The following is a 17,186-nucleotide window of genomic DNA, read 5'->3' on the forward strand; positions in this document are numbered from 1 at the left end:
GCCCTCGCTCGGCGGACGGGGGTCACTATCCGTCCTCCTGATATAGCAAGGCCAAAAAGCCGGTGAGGCCGCCGACGAACACGGGCAGCCACGCCGCAGCGATCGGATGCATCAACTCAGCCTTGCTCAAGTCCTCGGTTACTTTCGACAGAACGTAGAGCAGAAACCCTGCGCCCACGCCACTTAAAACCATCTTTTGCACGCCACCGAATCGGAAGAAGCGCAAGGAGACAGAGGCCGCGAGCATGACCATTGCTGCAAGCAAAAACGGTTGGGCGAGAAGCTTGTGGTATTGCAACCGGTATCCGGCTGTCGCAAATCCTGAACTCTCGGAAGAACGGATGTAGCTCGGCAGTTGCCAAAAAGACACAGTCTCCGGCGTGGAGAAGCTATTGCGGATTTGCGCCTGGGTCAGCGTGGTCGGAAGCTCGAAGGTTGCCTGGTCGACCGGCGGGGCATCGAGGGCGAAGCGCCGCACGTCCTTGAACAGCCAATGCCCCTGTTCGAGCGTGGCTTCGCGCGCCTCGATCCGCTCCTTGAACTGGTTGTCAGCATCGAATCGGAACAGCGTGAGCCCGGTGAGGCGAACGCCCTGCTGCTCGCTGCGTGCCGCGTTGATGATGGTCTGGCCGTCGCTGCCGATCTGGTTGAGCCAGAATCCGGATGCATCCTGGATCCCTCCGCCGGGCGCCGAGCCGAACAGCTCGGCCTCCATCCGTTTGGACAGCTCCCGCAGGTTGGCGGACACCGGATTGTAGATGAACGTCGCGACGGCCCCGATCAGGATGGCACTGCCGAGCGCCGGGGAGATGAACTGCCAGGCCGAGACGCCGGCGGCCCGCGCGACGACGAGCTCGAGCCGGCGCGACAGCGCCAGGTAGCAGGTCATCGCGCCGATCAGGACGCAGAACGGGGTCAGCTTCTCCAAGAGCTGAGGCACGCGAAACAGCGAGGTCTCTGCGACCGTGATCGCGGAGGCCGAAGCCAGCCCCGAGGTCTTTCTCACCATCTCGATGTAATCGACCAGCACGAGAAGCACGAAGATGCTCGCGAACACGCCGAGTGCGGAGATCACGAAGCGCCCGGCGAAATACCGCCCAAGGGTGTTGGTGAGCATGCTCATGCGGTTGCCGTCCGGCCGAACAGCCGCGCAATGCGCTCGTTAGATCTGTTGATGGCCTCCATGAGGGCCGGCGGCGGCTCCACCACCATGCCCTTGACGATCATCCAGACGCCGAGACCGGTCGCGACCGCAATCATCGCGTATTGGATGAGTGGCGCGAGCGGGGACTTCACCGCCATTACCGAGCAGGCGAACCCGGCCATGCGCAAGCCGAACACCGCCAGAATTGCGCCCCCGATCGCCAGGTTCCGGCTCTGACGCGTGGTGCGCGGCGCACCGAGAAAGGCGAAGGTCAGGGCAGCAAAGACGAAGGGATAGAGCGGCGACATGAAGCGGTCATGCAGCTCGGCGCGGAACTGCCCGGGGATCTGCATGTAAATGGGGTCATCGGGAGAGGGCGACAGCAGCTCCCAGACGTAGCGTTCGCGAATGCCCAGCCTCACGTCGCGGCCCTGGTTGGAGAATTTCGACATGTCGAAGGCATAGCGGCCGAATGCGACCAGAGCGGGATCACGCTTGCCTGTCTCGAATCGCTGGAGATTGCCGTCCTCCAGCACCAGGAACGAGCCGCCGCCGTTCTTCACCACCGTTCCATGGTCGGCCACGATGCTGATGCGTTCCTTCGGATCGCGACGATCGTCGATGAAGATGCCGGCAAGAATGCCGCCGGGCAGGCGCTCGCGGATGCGAATGGTCAGGTTCTGGTCGAGCTGGGCGAAACGGCCGGGCTGCAGGATGTTGGTGAGCACGTCCGCTGTGATCTCGGCGTCCCACTGCTTGATGCGCCGCATGCCGTCAGGCGAGAGATAGGCCGCAATGAACGCGACCAGCAGGGCCACGGCGCACGTGGCGTAAACGAACGGGTAGAACAGCCGGAACGGCGAGAAGCCGGCCGCGTTCATCACAATGATTTCGGAATCGGTCGCGAGCTTGTTCAGGGTGTGCGAGATCGCGATCATCAGCGCGATCGGCGAGATGATCAGCACCAGCGCCGGAATGACGAGGGCCGTGATGCCAAGAAAGGTCAGGATGGTCTGGCCCTGACTCGTCATCAGGTCGATGCCGCGCAACGCCTGGGTAATCCAGATCACGCCGGTGAGGCTGACCAGGATCAGCGCGAACGACCCGAGGGTCGTGCGGAAAATATACCTATCGATCGACCCCATCGTTACCGCACGATTCCCGCCCGCCACCGAGGGACTGCGGCTCTCGACCGACCCCCACGAGGGGTCCCCTTCGGTCGTGCCGCCAACTGTCCAGCCCGCTCATTCTCTCACTACCATCCCTTTGATCCGTCAACAAAATGGCTGGCCCATGGCGCCCTGAGGTTACGGTTAATAATTTGCGCAATGTGGCCTCCAGGCCACGGGCCGCTTGGCACGGGCCGGGCCGGCAGGCCATAGTACCCCTTATGCGTCCGAACGGAGCAGTGAATCACCGTTCAGACCACGGCCCTCGGCGGTAGCCCCGTCCCACAACCAGCCCTTTCGGAGGTTTTGCTCATGTCCGACGCCGTCAAGGTCGGCTTCGTTCCGCTTTCCGTCGCACCCCGCGGTATTTTGGTGGTGTTTTGCGATGAGGGCTTGAAGTTCGGCGCGGCGACCCGCAAGGCGCTCGGCTCGGCCGCCGATCTGGTCGGGAAGGCGGCCGCGACCAGCCGATTCAAGGGCAAGAGCGGCTCGATGCTGGATATCCTCGCTCCGCAGGGGCTCAAGGTCTCGCGCCTGCTCGTGATCGGGGTCGGCAAGGTCTCGTCGCTGAAGAGCAGCGACTACCTGAAATTCGGGGGCGCCGCGGCCAGCAAGCTTGCTCCCGGCAGCAATGCCATGACGATCATCGCGGAGTTGCCGGACGAAGCCATCAAGACCGAACAGGCGGTCGCCGTCGCTTCCGGGGTGAGGCTTCGGGCCTACCGGTTCGATCGCTACAAGACCAAGAAGAAGGACGACGAACAGGGCGTCCTGCGCGCTGATGTGGCGGTCGCCGACGTTGCCGGCGCGCGCAAGGCGTTCGGCCCGGCCGGGCATGTCGTGGACGGCGTGATCATGGCGCGCGACCTGGTCAACGAGCCGCCGAACGTACTTCATCCGCCGGAATTCGCCCGGCGCGCGACGCAGCTGCGCAAGCTTGGCGTCCATGTCGAGGTGCTCGACGTCAGGGCGATGACCAGGCTCGGCATGGGCGCGCTGCTTGGGGTGGCGCAAGGCTCCGCGCACCCTGGACGCACGGTGATCATGCGCTGGAACGGTGGAAAACGAGGCGAGACGCCGATAGCGTTCGTCGGCAAGGGCGTTTGCTTCGATACCGGCGGCATATCCATCAAGCCTGCAGGCAGCATGGAAGACATGAAGGGCGACATGGGCGGCGCCGCCTGCGTCGTCGGCCTGATGCACGCGCTGGCCGCACGCAAGGCGCGGGTCAACGCGGTCGGCGCCATCGGCCTCGTCGAGAACATGCCTGACGGCAATGCCCAGCGGCCGGGTGACATCGTCACCTCGATGTCCGGCCAGACCATCGAGATCATCAACACCGACGCGGAAGGTCGATTGGTGCTGGCCGACCTGCTCTGGTACGTCGCCAAGAAGATCAAGCCGAAATGCATGATCGACCTTGCGACCCTCACCGGCGCGATCATGGTGGCGCTCGGCACCGAACATGCCGGCATTTTCTCCAACAATGAAGAACTGGCAGATCGGCTGACCCAGGCGGGACTGGAAACCGGCGAACGGGTGTGGCGGCTGCCGCTGGGGCCCGAGTACGACAAGCTCATCGATTCACAGTTCGCCGACATGAAGAACACCGGCGGTCGCCATGGCGGCTCGATCACCGCGGCGCAATTTCTGCAGCGCTTCGTCGATGATACGCCTTGGGCGCATATCGACATCGCGGGTACCGCTATGGGTGCGCCGAAATCGGATATCAATCAGAGCTGGGGCTCCGGTTACGGCGTTCGCCTTCTGGATCGCCTGGTTGCGGACCACTACGAGAAGAAATGACGGAAGTTCTCTTCTACCACCTGCAAAATATCTCGGTGGAAAACGTCTTGCCGCCGCTGCTCGAGAAATCGCTGGAGCGGGGCTGGCGCGCCGTCGTGCAGTCGACCTCGCCGGAACGCGCCGATGCGCTCGACGCGCATTTGTGGACTTATCGTGACGATTCGTTCCTGCCGCATGCAACCTGGCGTGCGACTGATGTGCATGATCAGCCCATCGTGCTGGCGATCGAGGAGCACAACCCAAACGGGGCCAACGTCCGCTTCCTCGTCGACAACGCCGCTTTGCCTGCCGATTCGCACAGCTATGAGCGCATGGTGCTGCTGTTCAACGGAGATGACGAGGATGGGCTCCTTGCCGCCCGCGCCGCCTGGACCGATTGCAAGACGAGGGGATTCGAGGTCACCTACTGGCAGGCCGACGAGCGCGGCCGGTGGCAGCGGCGCGAATAGCGAGCCTGAGGAATTAATGATAATCTGCACTTTTGAGAACGCCGGGGTCATCCGGCCACGGTCGTGCCGCAAAGTGGTGTTGGGACAATCCTTTAGGGCTGGATCTTAGGGTGAGAATTTAGTTCGCCGTGCGACATCAAAGACGTTCTTCAACATTGCTCCTGGCGTTGCTTGCGGTGGCCCCGCTGATTGCGGGCTGCTCAGGCGCGTCCGAATTCTTGTCGAAGGATGCCGAGTGGTTCTCGCGGCCCGGCCGGCTGTTCGTCAAGAACGTGTCGATCGAAACGCCGCCACTTACGCCCGACAGAGCGGTCACTCCCGATGATCTTGTGAGCGCCGATGGCGCATGTCCCGGCATGACACCGCCCGCTGTGCCGGCGGATGCCAACGCATCGACCGCCGCTCCGCCTTCGGGAGGGGGAACGGTCGCGCTTGGCCACACCGAGTGTGATGTCGTGCGCGGCATCGGTGCGCCGGACGGCGTGAACCTCTCGAGCAACGCGCGCGGCGACCGCGTTGCGGTCGTGACCTGGTCGCGCGGACCGCGCGCCGGAATCTATACCTTCACCGCCGGCCGCCTGAGCTCGATCGAGGGTACGCCCGAACCGCAGCCTGCGGCCAAGCCGAGAGCGAAAAAGAAGTCATCTGCGACCTAGCCGGCCGCCTCGTCGTATTGGGCGCTGGCCTCGAGCCATTCCTCTTCCGCGCTTGCCAGCGCGGTGGCGGCGTTGGCGCGGGCCTTGCTCAATTGCGCGGCCTGCTTCGGATCGCGGGTGAAGACATCCGGCAATGCCAGCGCGGTGTCGATCTTGGCGATGATCTCGCTGATCCGGGCGATCTCGGCCTCTGCTTCGGCGATCCGCTTCCTCAGCGGCGCCCGGTTTTCCGCCTTGTTGCGCTGGGGTTTGCCGACCGTGTCGGTCCGTTCGCGCGTCTCGGTGCTGCGCGCCGACAGCACCAGGCGCCGATAATCCTCCAGATCGCCGTCATAACTTGTAACCGTGCGGTCGGCGACCAGCCACAGCCGGTCGGCGCAGGCTTCGATCAGATATTGATCGTGCGAGACCATGATGACCGCGCCGGGAAACTCGTTGATCGCTTCCGCGAGCGCTGCGCGGCTGTCGATGTCAAGATGGTTGGTCGGCTCGTCCAGGATGATCATGTTGGGCCCGAAGAAGGTCGCGAGCCCGAGCAGCAGCCTTGCCTTCTCGCCGCCCGACAGGCTGCTGGCCGGTGTGTCGGCGGCCTTGCCGGAAAACCCGATCGCGCCGGCCCGCGCGCGCACCTTGGCTTCGGGCGCGTCCTGCATCAGCTTGCGGATGTGATCGTAGGCCGACGCCGCTTCGTCCAGTTCGTCGAGCTGGTGCTGCGCGAAATAGGCGACCGACAGCTTTTCGGCGCGCGTCATTCTGCCGGAGAACGGCGCAAGGCGACCCGCCAGCAGTTTCACCAGCGTCGACTTGCCGTTGCCGTTGGCGCCCAAGAGCGCGATGCGATCGTCGTTGTCGATCCGCAAGGTGACGCGGTTCAGCACCGGGTTCTCAGGATCATAGCCCACAGAGACATTGTCGACGGCGATGATCGGCGGCGACAGGGTTTTTTCCGGCGGCGGAAAAGAGATTTCCTGCACGTCCTGCGTCACCAGCGCCGCGACGGGTTTCATCTTCTCCAGCATCTTGACCCGCGACTGGGCCTGGCGTGCCTTGGAGGCCTTCGCCTTGAAGCGGTCGACGAAGGCCTGCAGCCGCTTGCGCTCGGACTCCTGGCGCTTGACCGCCTTGGCATCGAGCATTTCGCGCGCGGCGCGCTGCTCCTCGAAGGCGGAGTAGGTGCCCCGATACAGCGTGAGCTTGCCGCGATCCAGGTGGAGGATCTGGTCGACCGAACTCTCCAACAGGTCGCGGTCATGGCTGACCACGATCACGGTGCGTGGGTAGTGGGCGAGGTGGTCTTCGAGCCAGAGCGTGCCTTCGAGGTCGAGATAGTTGGTGGGCTCGTCGAGCAGCAAAATGTCGGGCACCGCAAACAGAGTGGCCGCGAGTGCAACGCGCATGCGCCAGCCGCCGGAGAATTCCGAGCACGGCCGCGCCTGGTCAGCCGCGGAAAAGCCGAGACCGCTCAGGATCGCCGCCGCGCGTGCCGGCGCCGAATGGGCATCGATGTCGACGAGGCGGGTCTGGATTTCAGCAATCCGGTGCGGGTCGGTCGCGCTCTCGGCCTCACGCAACAGGGAATCGCGTTCAAGGTCAGCCTTCAGGACGATCTCGATCAGGCTTTCCGGTCCGTTGGGTGCCTCCTGAGCGAGACTGCCGACGCGCCAGCGCGGCGGGATCGTGATCGTGCCGCTCTCGGCTGCGAGTTCACCGCGGATGACCTTGAACAAGGTCGATTTCCCGGTGCCGTTGCGCCCCACAAGGCCGACGCGCGCACCGGGTGCGATCTGCGCGGAACTGTGGTCGATCAGGAGACGTCCGGCGAGCCGGATCGACAGGTCGGTGATGGACAGCATGCGGCGTTCTCACCGCTGCCGGCGCCAAACGCAACCCGTTTTTGTAAGCTCTAGTTGGGCGAGCCGCCGTCCCGGTCGCGTTTCCTGAGTTCGTCCATCAGGAACTGAAGATGCGGGGTGAGGCGCGTCTGTGGCCGAAGGTTTTGCTGCAGCCGCTCGCCGACAGCATCGCAAATCGATCGGCTGGTCTTCCGATCCATCGATTCGCTGTCATTGGCTATTCGGCCGTTCATGACGGGTTCCGTGGCAATGGTGTCGGCTCGCCTCACCTTACCAAGTCAGTGGCCGCCAAATTGTTTCGCGCTTTGCTGGCGATAGCGGCGGGTCTAGTTAAAATTGCGTCAAGACAACGCGCCCGCAAGACAAAGCCCCGGCGCAATCGCCGGGGCTGTCGTTCGCGGTCGCCAATTCGATCAGTAGCAGCGGTTCACAAGCTGCCAGCGCGGCCCCCAAGGCGTGGGAACCAGCTGTCGGACGTAGCAGCCGCCGTGGCCGTAAACACGGGGGCCGCGGACAAAGTGGCGCGGTCCGCCGTGATGCCCTCCGCCGTGATGCCATCCGCCGTGCCAGCCACCGCCATGCCAGCCGCCCCCGGCGGAGGCTGAAGTCGGCGCCAGGGCCGCTGCACCCAGTGACGCCGCGGCAACTGCAACCAGCGAGAGTTTGCGTAACATGGTCGTCTCCTTGAACCAATTCGGCGCAGCAGGCGCCGCCTGATGGATTTGCGACGGCCCACCACTCTAGTCCCGAGAATCTTAAGAGGCTTGAAGTGGCGGTCCGTTGCAGAAAGACTATTCCTGCCAGGCTGAACCGTGCCGCGACGGGCGCTGCAGAAAGGGTTCATCTTCGTGAAATTGTTGTAATTCCGGAGCTTTCCATCTGGCCGCTGGCGCAAGCCGTAGGCCTACTCGCTTGCCGTTCGCGATGGGCGCCGATATAAGCCGCCAACTCCCACAGTCCGCTATTCAAGGAAGCACCATGGCGATTGAACGCACCTTCTCGATCATCAAGCCCGACGCGACCGCCCGCAACCTCACCGGTGCGGTCAACGCCGTGATCGAAAAGGCGGGGCTTCGCGTCGTGGCCCAGAAGCGGATCCGCATGACCAAGGAGCAGGCGGAGACCTTCTATGCCGTCCACAAGAGCCGGCCGTTCTTCGGCGAGCTCGTCGAGTTCATGACCTCGGGCCCGGTCGTGGTGCAGGTCCTCGAAGGCGAGAACGCCATTGCCAAATACCGCGAGGTGATGGGCGCGACCGATCCGGCCAAGGCAGCCGACGGCACGATCCGCAAACTCTATGCAAAGTCGATCGGCGAGAACTCGGTGCACGGGTCGGACGCGCCGGAGAGGGCGGTGGTCGAGATCGCTCAATTCTTCTCGGGCAACGAAATCGTCGGCTGATCCGCCGACTTTGGCGCTGGCCGCTGGCCGAAAGGAACTATCGTGGACTGGCTTTGGCAGATGCTGGACCCCGGCAACGTCGGGAATGCTCTCGCCGCGTTCAACAAGGAAATGGTAGAGCCGGCGTTCTGGGTGGCCGTCGGGAAGATCATCTGGATCAACATCCTCCTGTCCGGCGATAACGCGCTGGTGATTGCGCTGGCGTGCCGCGGCCTGCAGCCGCGGCATCGGCTTTGGGGCATGGTGCTTGGCGCCGGCGCGGCCGTGCTGCTGCGTATCATCTTCACCGGCATCGTTGTGACGCTGATGGGACTGCCGTACCTCAAGCTGGCCGGCGGGCTGGCGCTGCTCTTCATTGCGACCAAACTGGTCGTCCCTGACAATGAGGGGGAGGACGAGGTCGAGTCCGCCTCCCATCTGTGGCACGCCGTGCAGATCGTCCTGATCGCCGACATCGTCATGAGCCTGGACAACGTCATCGCGGTGGCGGCCGCCGCCAAAGGCAGCGTGCCGCTGTTGATCTTCGGCCTTGCCATCAGCATTCCGCTGATCGTCGCCGGTGCCGCGCTGATCATGGCGCTGCTTGAAAAACTGCCGGTCCTGGTTTGGGCCGGTGCTGCGCTGTTGGGCTGGATCGCGGGCGAGGTGATCGCGACCGATCCCGGCGTTCATCCGAAGCTGAACGAACTGTCCGCCGGCCCGCTCGGCCAGATGCTGGATTCGTGGCTCGCCGCCTTGCGGATTGCGCCGCAATTCGCTCACGAGGGGCCGGGCAGCGAGTTCGCCTGCGCCGCGCTTGGCGTCGTCATCGTTCTGACCGCCGGCTACATCTGGCGGCGGCGCAGCCTGTATCACTCGGCGCTGCAGGCCTCCAAGCGCCACGCCGAAATCTCGGGCTGACTATCTCCTGACGATCGAGCCGGAGCGGCCGATCAATCGGGCGAGCTGCTTGAAGCGGCTGCCGACGCGATCGGCGACGAGATCGCCCATGCGGTGCTCGAACACCAGCATGAGTTCGTTGCTTCGGTTGCGGAAGTGGGTTGCCGGCAACACGCCGGGCCGCGCCGCCGAGATCAGATGAGCCACCCGCAAGGCGGCGCCGAGCAGCTGGGCGCGCTCGAGCGTGGCAGGCGAAACCATGTCCTGGATGATTGGCGGCGGCTCGTTCTCCTCGCGCAAGCCGGCATATCGATAGAAGACCGACAGCGCGACGAAGGCCCGACCTTCGTGGGTAATCGCGCCGAAATTGCCGTTGGTGATCAGGCTGAGCGTCTGCTCGCCGCGATGATCCGGATGCACGCGCCAGCCGATGTCGGAAAGCAGGCAGGCGGCGTGGCGCAGGCGGCGCTCTTCCTCGCTCTCGCGCAGCTTGATCACGCGCATGAAGCGATCGGTCCAATCGATCAATTCGTGCGCATGGCGTGCCGATCGCGACAGGAGCTGGTTCAAGGCCTCGGCGGCGCAGATCAGCCCGTCCTTGGCGCGCTCGGACTCCGGCAGCTTCTCGTGCAGCAGGCCTTCGCGCACGCCGTAGGTCGAGAACACGATGGTCGTCGGCTTGGCCACGCGGATAATGTACTCGAGGACGAGCGCCGCATAGGTCAATAACGGCCGCCGCGCATCGGCCACCACTTCGATATCGGCCAGCATGTTGGCCGCGGCCAGCCGCCGCAGTCGCCGCGCGAAATCCAGGGCGTCGGGTGCCGGGATCGAATAGCCGTGCATCACCTGCAGGGGATATCCGCTCTGGATGATGTGGATGCGCGCCAGCGCGCGCCAGGTGCCCCCGACCGCGTAGAAGGTGCGGCCGTTGCCGGCCTTGAGTTGCGATACATCCGACAACTTGTTCCTGACGATACGCTCCGCCCGCTTCAGCGATTTGTGGGCAAGGTCCTGCAGCGCGAGCCCGCCGAGCGGCAACGTGACGCCGCCGCGAACGCTGTTGCGTCGCACGTCGATCAGTTCCAGCGAGCCGCCGCCGAGATCGCCGACGATGCCATCCGGCTCGTGAACGCCGGAAACCACGCCGAGCGCCGATAGGTGCGCCTCGCGCGGTCCGGACAGGATCTCGATCTTGACGCCGCAGATGCGTTCGGCCTTGGCGATGAAGTCCGGGCCGTTGCTGGCGTCGCGACAGGCGGCGGTCGCGATGGCATAGATGCGACCGACCTGCATCACCTTGCAGAGCGCGTGAAACCGCCGCAGCGAGGTCAAGGCCCTGGCGACGGCGTCGGGAGGCAAAAGCCCCGTGCTCTGCACCTCGCGGCCCAGCCCGCACAGCGTCTTTTCGTTGAAAAGGGGCAGAAGACTGCGCGTCAGCGTTTCATAGACGACGAGACGAACGGAGTTCGAGCCGATGTCGATCACCGCGACGCTTGAGCCGCGCTTGCGCCGCCGTTTCACGGCAAGCTCCCCCTACGAGGAGTGATGGCGTTCGGTACGGCGCGTGAGCCGGCGAGGCGAGGATTCCTTGAGCGACTTTCCACGGCCAGAGAGACTCGGATTCGTCATGAAGTAATTGTGCACGTTGAAAGGCTCTTCGCCTTTCGCGGTCTTCATACGCGTTGACGACCCGTCCGGCAACAATTGCCAGCTTTGCTCGTTGTCCTTCAGATTCGCGACCATGATCTGCTCGAGAACCTGCTGATGCACCGTCGGATTTTGCAGCGGACACACGATCTCGACGCGGCGGTCGAGGTTGCGCGGCATCATGTCGGCGGAGGAGATATACACAGCCGCTTTTGCGCTCGGCAGGCCCTGGCCCATCCCGAAACAGTAGATTCGGCCGTGCTCGAGGAAGCGGCCGATGATCGACTTGACGCGGATGTTTTCCGAAAGGCCGTGAATTCCCGGACGCAGGCAGCAGATGCCGCGCACCACGAGCTCGATCGAGACCCCGGCCTGCGAAGCTTCGTAAAGCGCGTCGATGATGTCGGGATCGACCAGCGAGTTCATCTTCATCCAGATCGTGGCCGGCCTGCCGTGCCGCGCATGGCTGGTCTCGCCCTGAATGTGCTCGATGATGCGCTTGCGCAACGTCATCGGCGACACCGCCATCTTTTCGAGATCGCTGGGCGCGGCATAGCCGGTGATGAAGTTGAATACCCGCGCAGCGTCGCGGCCGATCGTCGGATCGGAGGTGAAATAGGACAGGTCGGTATAGATGCGCGCGGTGACCGGGTGATAGTTGCCCGTGCCGGTGTGAACGTAGGTCGTGAGGCTTCCGCTCTCGCGGCGTACCACCATCGACAGCTTGGCGTGGGTCTTCAGTTCGAGAAAGCCGTAGACGACCTGAACGCCGGCGCGTTCAAGGTCGCGCGCCCACCGGATGTTGGCCTCCTCGTCGAAGCGCGCCTTCAACTCGATCAGCGCGGTCACCGACTTGCCGGCTTCCGCCGCTTCGGCCAGCGCCCGCACGATCGGGGAGTTGTTGGAGGTACGGTAAAGCGTCTGCTTGATGGCGACGACGTCGGGATCGCGCGCGGCCTGCTGCAGGAACTGCACGACGACATCGAAGGATTCGTACGGGTGATGGACGATCAGGTCCTTCTGGCGGATTGCGGCGAAGATGTCGCCTCCGTGCTCGCGCACACGCTCCGGATGACGCGGCACATAGGGAGCGAATTCGAGGTCCGGGCGGTCGATCCGGGTGAGTTGCGACAACTCATTCATCGCCAGCACGCCATCGACCAGGAACACTTCGTCATCGGCGGCGGAGAGCGCGTGCTGCACGAACATGCGGAGCTGTTCCGGCATCTTGGCGTCGATCTCGAGCCGGATCACCGATCCGCGCCGCCGCCGCTTCAGCGCGCTCTCGAACAGCCGCACCAGGTCTTCGGCCTCTTCCTCGATTTCGAGCTCGGAGTCACGGATGATGCGGAAGGCACCCTGGCCGTGGACGTTGTAGCCGGGGAACAGGCGGTTGATGAACAGGCAAGTGGCTTGTTCCAGCGAGATCAGCCGGAACGAGCCGTCCTTGCCGGCGGGCATACGGATGAAGCGGTCGATCTTGCCCGGCATGCGGATGAGGGCGTTCATCTGCTTGCCGTCGGAAGCGCGCGCGAGTTGCAGGGCTATGGTGAAGCCCAGGCTCGGGATGAAGGGAAACGGATGCGCGGGATCGATCGCCAGCGGCGTCAGCAGCGGAAAGATGTTGTGGAGGAAGTAATCCTCCATCCAGACGCGCTCGGCCTTGGTGACGTCCTTGCCGTCGACGAGAACAATCCCGGCTTCGGCGAGGATGGGGCGCAACTCGCCCCAGATCGCCTGCTGGTCCGTGGCAAGCTGGGAGACGCTCCGGTTGATCAAGACGAGCTGCTCGGCCGGGGTGAGCCCGTCCGGGCTGCGTTCGGCAATGCCTTCCCGGATTTGGGCCTTGATGCCGGCGACACGCACCATGAAGAACTCATCAAGGTTATTCGCCGAAATCGACAGGAACCGCACCCGTTCCAGCAGCGGATGGCTGGTGTTGACCGCTTCCTCGAGCACACGCCGATTGAAATGCAGCCAGGAAAGCTCGCGGTTGATGAACCGTTCCGGGGATATGGCGATTGCCGGAATGGTCGCGACTTCCGCTTCTTTCTCTTTTAATTCAATGGTTTGCGCGGAATCCATCAGGTTTCAGTCCATCTTGCTATCGTCCGTAGGGATATAGGTACGCGAACGCCGCAGAACATCCGTTAGCGCGACGACGTTTCGATGACATTGATGGCGCGGACGCCAGGCCCGTCAAGACATCCGCCTATGTGGATACCGCCGTCTAACCGTTGCGCAGAACCTCGGTCGCCAGGGCCCGGGTGATCGGGCGGCCCTGCCGCAAGGCCTCGGCATCGAGAAGCTCCACGGCCCGCCGCGCCGCGGCCGAGGAACGCTCCAGGCGGGTCGCCAGATAGCCGACCACGCTTTCGTCCACGGTCATCTGCCGGTCGGCGCAGAACTTCACGATCAGGGCGCGAAACAACTGGTCGTCGGGTGGCACGAGTGAGACGACCGGCACGGCGCGCAGCCTCGATCGCAGGTCGTTCAGCTCGACGTCGAGAGCGGCAGGTGGTGTGCGGGCGGTGATCAGGACGTAGGCGGCTTCCTCCCTCGCAAGATTCAGGAGGTGAAACAGTGCGCGTTCGTCGAAATGTTTCGGCTCCAGATCCTCCACGACCAGCGAGCCGGTGGCCAGTGCAGCCGGCACGGAGGCCGAGGTCAGGGCGGAAGCGGTGGTGGAGCGTGCGCCAGATTCCTGGGCCCAGATGGCAGCGAGATGACTCTTGCCAGAACCTTCCGGTCCGATCACAAACATGATCCGGTTCGGCCATTCCGGCCAGCTGTCGATCAAGGTCAATGCGGCGGCGTTCGCGGGACCTTCCAGGAAATTGTCGCGGTCGAAGTTCTCCGTGTGCGGCAGCGCAAATGCCAACTGACGGGGGGGAACGCGACCTGCCACGCATTTTACTCCATGCCGGATCGCACCGGGCCGGGTAAGCCAGCAGCGCTGCGTCGATTATCCGGTTTCGTTACTTCGGCTTCGTTACTTTAGGGTCCGTTATTCTGAGTTCTTCACTTGGCGTCGATGGTGCTCATGTGCCTCACCCACTCGACGAGATAAAGGGATACGGAAGCCAGCGTAAGTACCGTGACCAGACCCATGAGTATCATATCATAGGGCGCTGGATTGAAGCCGAAAGCCAACGAGGCGAGCACCAGCGCCGCGAAGGCCACCTGGGCCACCGTGTTTAGCTTGGATACCATCAAGGGCCGCATGGGGATCGGTTTGTCGAACAGCCAGGACACGATCACCGCGGTCACGATCATGATGTCGCGCGACACGACCAGGATCACGATCCAGCGGGGGATTGCCCCCCAGATTCCGAGCGCCATGTAGATCGAGACCAGGAGCGCCTTGTCGGCGAGCGGATCGAGCAGGGCGCCCAGCTCGCTGGCCATGTTGAAGCGCTTGGCGAGGAACCCGTCCACGGCGTCGCTGACGCCGGCCACCACGAAGACGGCGAACGCGACCTCCATCTGGCTTGAAACGATCGCCCAGACGACGATCGGGACCAGCATGATGCGGCCCAAAGTAATAATGTTCGGAATGCTCACTCGGCGCTTCCCGGCACCCGGTCTGAACTAAAGCCGGCCCTTGGCGGGGTGAGCCGGTTCTCCTCTACATAGTACACGGGCGAAGGCCTTGCGAGCCATTGCACGGGAGCGGAATCCGACGTAACCAGCCGGTCCAGCATCTGGAAATCGGGCATGATCGACCGCAAGAACGGCCTTACTTACGCGGATTCGGGCGTCGATATCGATGCGGGCAACCGCCTCGTCGACCTCATCAAGCCGATGGTGCGGGCCACCGCACGTGCCGGGGCCGATGCCGAGATCGGCGGATTCGGGGGCCTGTTCGACCTGAAGGCGGCCGGCTTTACGGATCCGGTCCTGGTGGCTGCTACGGACGGCGTCGGCACCAAGGTCAAGATCGCGATCGAGACCAACTTGCACGGCTCGATTGGCATCGATCTCGTCGCGATGTCGGTCAATGACCTCGTGGTTCAGGGCGCCGAGCCGCTTTTCTTCCTGGACTACTTTGCCTGTGGAAAGCTCGAGCCCGAGGCGGCTGCCGCCATCGTGGCCGGAATCGCCGAGGGCTGCCGCGAATCCGGCTGTGCGCTGATCGGAGGCGAGACCGCCGAGATGCCGGGCCTCTACAAGGACGGAGACTATGACCTCGCCGGTTTTGCGGTCGGGGCCGCCGAGCGTGGCACGCTGTTGCCGCGCGGTGATATCGTCGCGGGCGATGCGGTGATCGGCCTGGCCTCGTCCGGCGTTCACTCCAATGGCTTCTCGTTGGTGCGCAAGATTGTCGCGCAGTCCGGCCTCGGCTTTGACGCGAAGGCACCGTTCTCGCCCGTGATGACGCTGGGCGGCGCGCTGCTGATTCCGACCCGCCTTTACGTGAAATCGTGCCTCCGCGCGATCCGGGAGACCGGCGCCGTGAAGGGTCTTGCCCATATCACCGGCGGTGGGTTCACCGACAATATTCCACGTGTCCTGCCCAAGCATCTCGGCGTCGGCATTGATCTGGCGCGCGTGCCGGTCCTGCCCGTGTTTAAATGGCTCGCTGCCCAGGGCGGCATCGCCGAACTCGAATTGTTGCGCACCTTCAACTGCGGCATCGGCATGGTGGGTATCGTCCGGGCGGATGCCGTCGACGAGGTCGCCGCGGTTCTCGCGGACGCGGGCGAGACAGTGGCGGTGCTGGGTGAAGTCATTCCGGCCGCGGGCGAACATCGCGTGGTTTATAACGGCCACCTTGATCTGGCATTGTGAGACGATGAAGCGCCGCGTCGCCATCCTGATATCCGGACGTGGGTCCAACATGGCCGCGCTGATCAGGGCAGCGGCGCAGGCGGACTTCCCGGCCGAGATTACGCTCGTCATTTCCAATCGCCCCGATGCGGCCGGCCTTGGGAAGGCCAGGGCGAGCGGGGTCGAAACGCTTGTGGTCGAGAGTAAGCCGTTCGGCAAGGATCGCGCCGCCTTCGAGTCCGCGTTGCAGTCGGCCCTCGACCGCCACCGCATCGAGTTGATCTGTCTCGCCGGCTTCATGCGCCTGTTCACGGCCGAGTTCGTGCGGCGCTGGTACGGAAGGATGCTCAATATCCACCCGTCGCTGCTGCCGTCCTTTCCGGGTCTTGACCCGCACGGCCAGGCCCTGCGCGCCGGCGTCAAGCTGTCCGGGGCGACGGTACATTTCGTCATTCCCGAGACCGACGCCGGACCGATCGTGATGCAGGGCGCGGTCCCGGTCAGCGACCACGACACCTCGGACACGCTGTCGGAGCGCATCCTCGAGGTCGAGCACCGCATCTATCAGGAATCGCTGCGGCTGCTGGCAATCGGGAAAGTCCGCATCGAAGGCGACGTCTGCAAGACGACCGGCAGCACCGATTCGGGGAATTTCCTGATCTCGCCGGTGGTGGGCTGAAGGCCGGGCGATACTTCTCCTGACCAGGGGCTGCCTGCGAACTATTTAATGTAGTCCGCAACTTCGCCACGGCGAATGTATCCATAGATGCGGAAACCGTCGGCAGTTTCCACGCCTGCGAAGCGTATTAATCTCAAGATTTCCCGAAGAGTATCGCGTTCTTGGGGTGTCCGGACCGATAGTTCGGCCCACTCCATCCAGTCCCAACCACCCTCTGACCAGTGGTAGTACCACTCGCCGTCCCAGGAACTTAGGTGGCCTGTATCCAAGCTCTTACAGCGAAAGCTGGGCCATTCAGCGCAATCGAGTTCGAGTATTGCTTTCCGCAATTCGCGCCACTTAGTGTCATTCGCAACCGAGAAATAGTCCGACTTCTGTGCCATCTACTCACCTTGGCGGCGCTTAAGCTGCAGCACCACGTCACCCGTTGTGCTTGTAGACTCACTGCCTGTGGCTGCAGAACCACAACATCGGGCAATCACCCCCACGAAATTGAGTCCGGTCATTGACCGTCACGGCCAAGTGGAGGCAAATCGCGCCCAAGCCGGCAAGAAGTGTTGTGTTTTTGTGCGCTGTCGTTCGTTTCGGGATTTTGCATTGATGCGCTGCTCATCGCGACCACTGCTGACAGGGCCGGCGGGCCGTGGCTGCTGGTCGGCGGTGATAGTCGCGGTCTTTGTCTGCCTCGGCCTCGTGGCTGGCGCAGCATCGCCGGCGTGCGCGCAGTTAG

At 63.7% G+C, this 17,186-nt stretch carries 17 protein-coding genes; 7 read left to right on the forward strand and 10 right to left on the reverse strand.

Translation table 11 applies throughout. The features are described 5' to 3' along the window. Positions 1 to 25 precede the first annotated feature (25 nt). Complete coding sequence (gene lptG, locus HY852_RS13575; RefSeq protein WP_291605231.1) at positions 26 to 1,123, reverse strand: LPS export ABC transporter permease LptG; 1,098 nt, start codon at positions 1,121 to 1,123, stop codon at positions 26 to 28. Continuing rightward, on the reverse strand, positions 1,120 to 2,289 hold the full coding sequence (gene lptF, locus HY852_RS13580) for an LPS export ABC transporter permease LptF (RefSeq protein ID WP_291605232.1): 1,170 nt from the start codon (positions 2,287 to 2,289) through the stop codon (positions 1,120 to 1,122). The genes lptG and lptF overlap by 4 nt, the downstream gene beginning before the upstream one ends. Positions 2,290 to 2,625: 336 nt before the next feature. Here lptF and HY852_RS13585 point away from each other — a divergent pair, with 336 nt between their 5' ends. The 3 genes from HY852_RS13585 (at position 2,626) to HY852_RS13595 (ending at position 5,224) form a co-directional block, all read left to right on the forward strand. After that, positions 2,626 to 4,119 (forward strand): leucyl aminopeptidase, encoded by a 1,494-nt coding sequence (locus HY852_RS13585; protein WP_291605233.1) that lies wholly within the window; start codon positions 2,626 to 2,628, stop codon positions 4,117 to 4,119. Continuing rightward, positions 4,116 to 4,568, forward strand: a complete 453-nt coding sequence (locus tag HY852_RS13590; RefSeq protein ID WP_291605234.1) for a DNA polymerase III subunit chi — start codon at positions 4,116 to 4,118, stop codon at positions 4,566 to 4,568. Before HY852_RS13585 ends, HY852_RS13590 begins: the two co-directional genes overlap by 4 nt. A gap of 167 nt (positions 4,569 to 4,735) precedes the next feature. Then, the gene (locus tag HY852_RS13595) at positions 4,736 to 5,224 is read left to right on the forward strand and encodes a hypothetical protein (RefSeq protein WP_291605307.1); all 489 of its coding nucleotides are present in this window, start codon (positions 4,736 to 4,738) and stop codon (positions 5,222 to 5,224) included. Here the strand turns inward: HY852_RS13595 and HY852_RS13600 are convergent. The 3 genes from HY852_RS13600 to HY852_RS13610 form a co-directional block, all read right to left on the reverse strand. Then, on the reverse strand, positions 5,221 to 7,077 hold the full coding sequence (locus HY852_RS13600; RefSeq protein ID WP_291605236.1) for an ABC-F family ATP-binding cassette domain-containing protein: 1,857 nt from the start codon (positions 7,075 to 7,077) through the stop codon (positions 5,221 to 5,223). The two genes, HY852_RS13595 and HY852_RS13600, sit on opposite strands and share 4 nt — an antisense overlap. 50 nt (positions 7,078 to 7,127) lie before the next feature. Continuing rightward, positions 7,128 to 7,310 (reverse strand): hypothetical protein, encoded by a 183-nt coding sequence (locus HY852_RS13605; protein ID WP_291605237.1) that lies wholly within the window; start codon positions 7,308 to 7,310, stop codon positions 7,128 to 7,130. 180 nt (positions 7,311 to 7,490) lie between these two features. Continuing rightward, positions 7,491 to 7,751 carry a sulfur globule protein precursor gene (locus tag HY852_RS13610; RefSeq protein WP_291605238.1) on the reverse strand — a complete coding sequence of 87 codons (261 nt, stop codon included), beginning with the start codon at positions 7,749 to 7,751 and terminating at the stop codon, positions 7,491 to 7,493. A 304-nt stretch (positions 7,752 to 8,055) separates the two neighbouring features. Between HY852_RS13610 and ndk the strand changes: the two genes are divergently transcribed. Together ndk and HY852_RS13620 are read left to right on the forward strand one after the other, a co-directional pair. Then, positions 8,056 to 8,478, forward strand: a complete 423-nt coding sequence (gene ndk / locus HY852_RS13615) for a nucleoside-diphosphate kinase (protein ID WP_291605239.1) — start codon at positions 8,056 to 8,058, stop codon at positions 8,476 to 8,478. 42 nt (positions 8,479 to 8,520) lie between these two features. After that, positions 8,521 to 9,378: a TerC family protein gene (locus HY852_RS13620; RefSeq protein ID WP_291605240.1), complete on the forward strand. Its 858-nt coding sequence runs from the start codon at positions 8,521 to 8,523 to the stop codon at positions 9,376 to 9,378. Here HY852_RS13620 and ppx read toward each other — a convergent pair whose 3' ends face one another. From ppx to HY852_RS13640, 4 genes are all read right to left on the reverse strand, one after another. Beyond that, complete coding sequence (gene ppx / locus HY852_RS13625) at positions 9,379 to 10,881, reverse strand: exopolyphosphatase (protein WP_291605241.1); 1,503 nt, start codon at positions 10,879 to 10,881, stop codon at positions 9,379 to 9,381. Between the two features lie 12 nt (positions 10,882 to 10,893). Continuing rightward, a complete protein-coding gene (locus tag HY852_RS13630) occupies positions 10,894 to 13,092 on the reverse strand; it encodes an RNA degradosome polyphosphate kinase (protein WP_291605242.1) in 2,199 nt (732 codons plus the stop codon). Between the two features lie 145 nt (positions 13,093 to 13,237). Continuing rightward, entirely contained in the window at positions 13,238 to 13,915 is a 678-nt protein-coding gene (locus tag HY852_RS13635; protein ID WP_291605243.1) for a DnaA/Hda family protein, read from the reverse strand. 113 nt (positions 13,916 to 14,028) lie between these two features. Continuing rightward, on the reverse strand, positions 14,029 to 14,571 hold the full coding sequence (locus HY852_RS13640; RefSeq protein WP_291605244.1) for a CDP-alcohol phosphatidyltransferase family protein: 543 nt from the start codon (positions 14,569 to 14,571) through the stop codon (positions 14,029 to 14,031). 153 nt (positions 14,572 to 14,724) lie between these two features. Here HY852_RS13640 and purM point away from each other — a divergent pair, with 153 nt between their 5' ends. Further along, positions 14,725 to 15,798 (forward strand): phosphoribosylformylglycinamidine cyclo-ligase, encoded by a 1,074-nt coding sequence (gene purM, locus HY852_RS13645; RefSeq protein WP_291605245.1) that lies wholly within the window; start codon positions 14,725 to 14,727, stop codon positions 15,796 to 15,798. 4 nt (positions 15,799 to 15,802) lie between these two features. Next, positions 15,803 to 16,456 carry a phosphoribosylglycinamide formyltransferase gene (purN, locus tag HY852_RS13650; RefSeq protein WP_291605246.1) on the forward strand — a complete coding sequence of 218 codons (654 nt, stop codon included), beginning with the start codon at positions 15,803 to 15,805 and terminating at the stop codon, positions 16,454 to 16,456. A gap of 41 nt (positions 16,457 to 16,497) precedes the next feature. On the opposite strand, the gene HY852_RS27920 is transcribed toward purN, so the two are convergent. Next, positions 16,498 to 16,839, reverse strand: coding sequence for a DUF6678 family protein (locus HY852_RS27920; protein ID WP_367116361.1), 342 nt, complete (start codon positions 16,837 to 16,839; stop codon positions 16,498 to 16,500). Positions 16,840 to 17,186 lie beyond the last annotated feature (347 nt).

The sequence above is a fragment of the Bradyrhizobium sp. genome, from assembly GCF_016213215.1.
GTDB lineage: Bacteria > Pseudomonadota > Alphaproteobacteria > Rhizobiales > Xanthobacteraceae > Bradyrhizobium.

Bases quoted from the DNA above. Each gene is read 5' to 3' on its own strand.
- lptG (WP_291605231.1), bottom strand. From the start codon at position 1,123: ATGAGCATGCTCACCAACACCCTTGGGCGGTATTTCGCCGGGCGCTTC.
- lptF (WP_291605232.1), bottom strand. From the start codon at position 2,289: ATGGGGTCGATCGATAGGTATATTTTCCGCACGACCCTCGGGTCGTTC.
- HY852_RS13585 (WP_291605233.1), top strand. From the start codon at position 2,626: ATGTCCGACGCCGTCAAGGTCGGCTTCGTTCCGCTTTCCGTCGCACCC.
- HY852_RS13590 (WP_291605234.1), top strand. From the start codon at position 4,116: ATGACGGAAGTTCTCTTCTACCACCTGCAAAATATCTCGGTGGAAAAC.
- HY852_RS13600 (WP_291605236.1), bottom strand. From the start codon at position 7,077: ATGCTGTCCATCACCGACCTGTCGATCCGGCTCGCCGGACGTCTCCTG.
- HY852_RS13605 (WP_291605237.1), bottom strand. From the start codon at position 7,310: ATGAACGGCCGAATAGCCAATGACAGCGAATCGATGGATCGGAAGACC.
- HY852_RS13610 (WP_291605238.1), bottom strand. From the start codon at position 7,751: ATGTTACGCAAACTCTCGCTGGTTGCAGTTGCCGCGGCGTCACTGGGT.
- ndk (WP_291605239.1), top strand. From the start codon at position 8,056: ATGGCGATTGAACGCACCTTCTCGATCATCAAGCCCGACGCGACCGCC.
- HY852_RS13630 (WP_291605242.1), bottom strand. From the start codon at position 13,092: ATGGATTCCGCGCAAACCATTGAATTAAAAGAGAAAGAAGCGGAAGTC.
- purM (WP_291605245.1), top strand. From the start codon at position 14,725: ATGATCGACCGCAAGAACGGCCTTACTTACGCGGATTCGGGCGTCGAT.
- purN (WP_291605246.1), top strand. From the start codon at position 15,803: ATGAAGCGCCGCGTCGCCATCCTGATATCCGGACGTGGGTCCAACATG.
- HY852_RS27920 (WP_367116361.1), bottom strand. From the start codon at position 16,839: ATGGCACAGAAGTCGGACTATTTCTCGGTTGCGAATGACACTAAGTGG.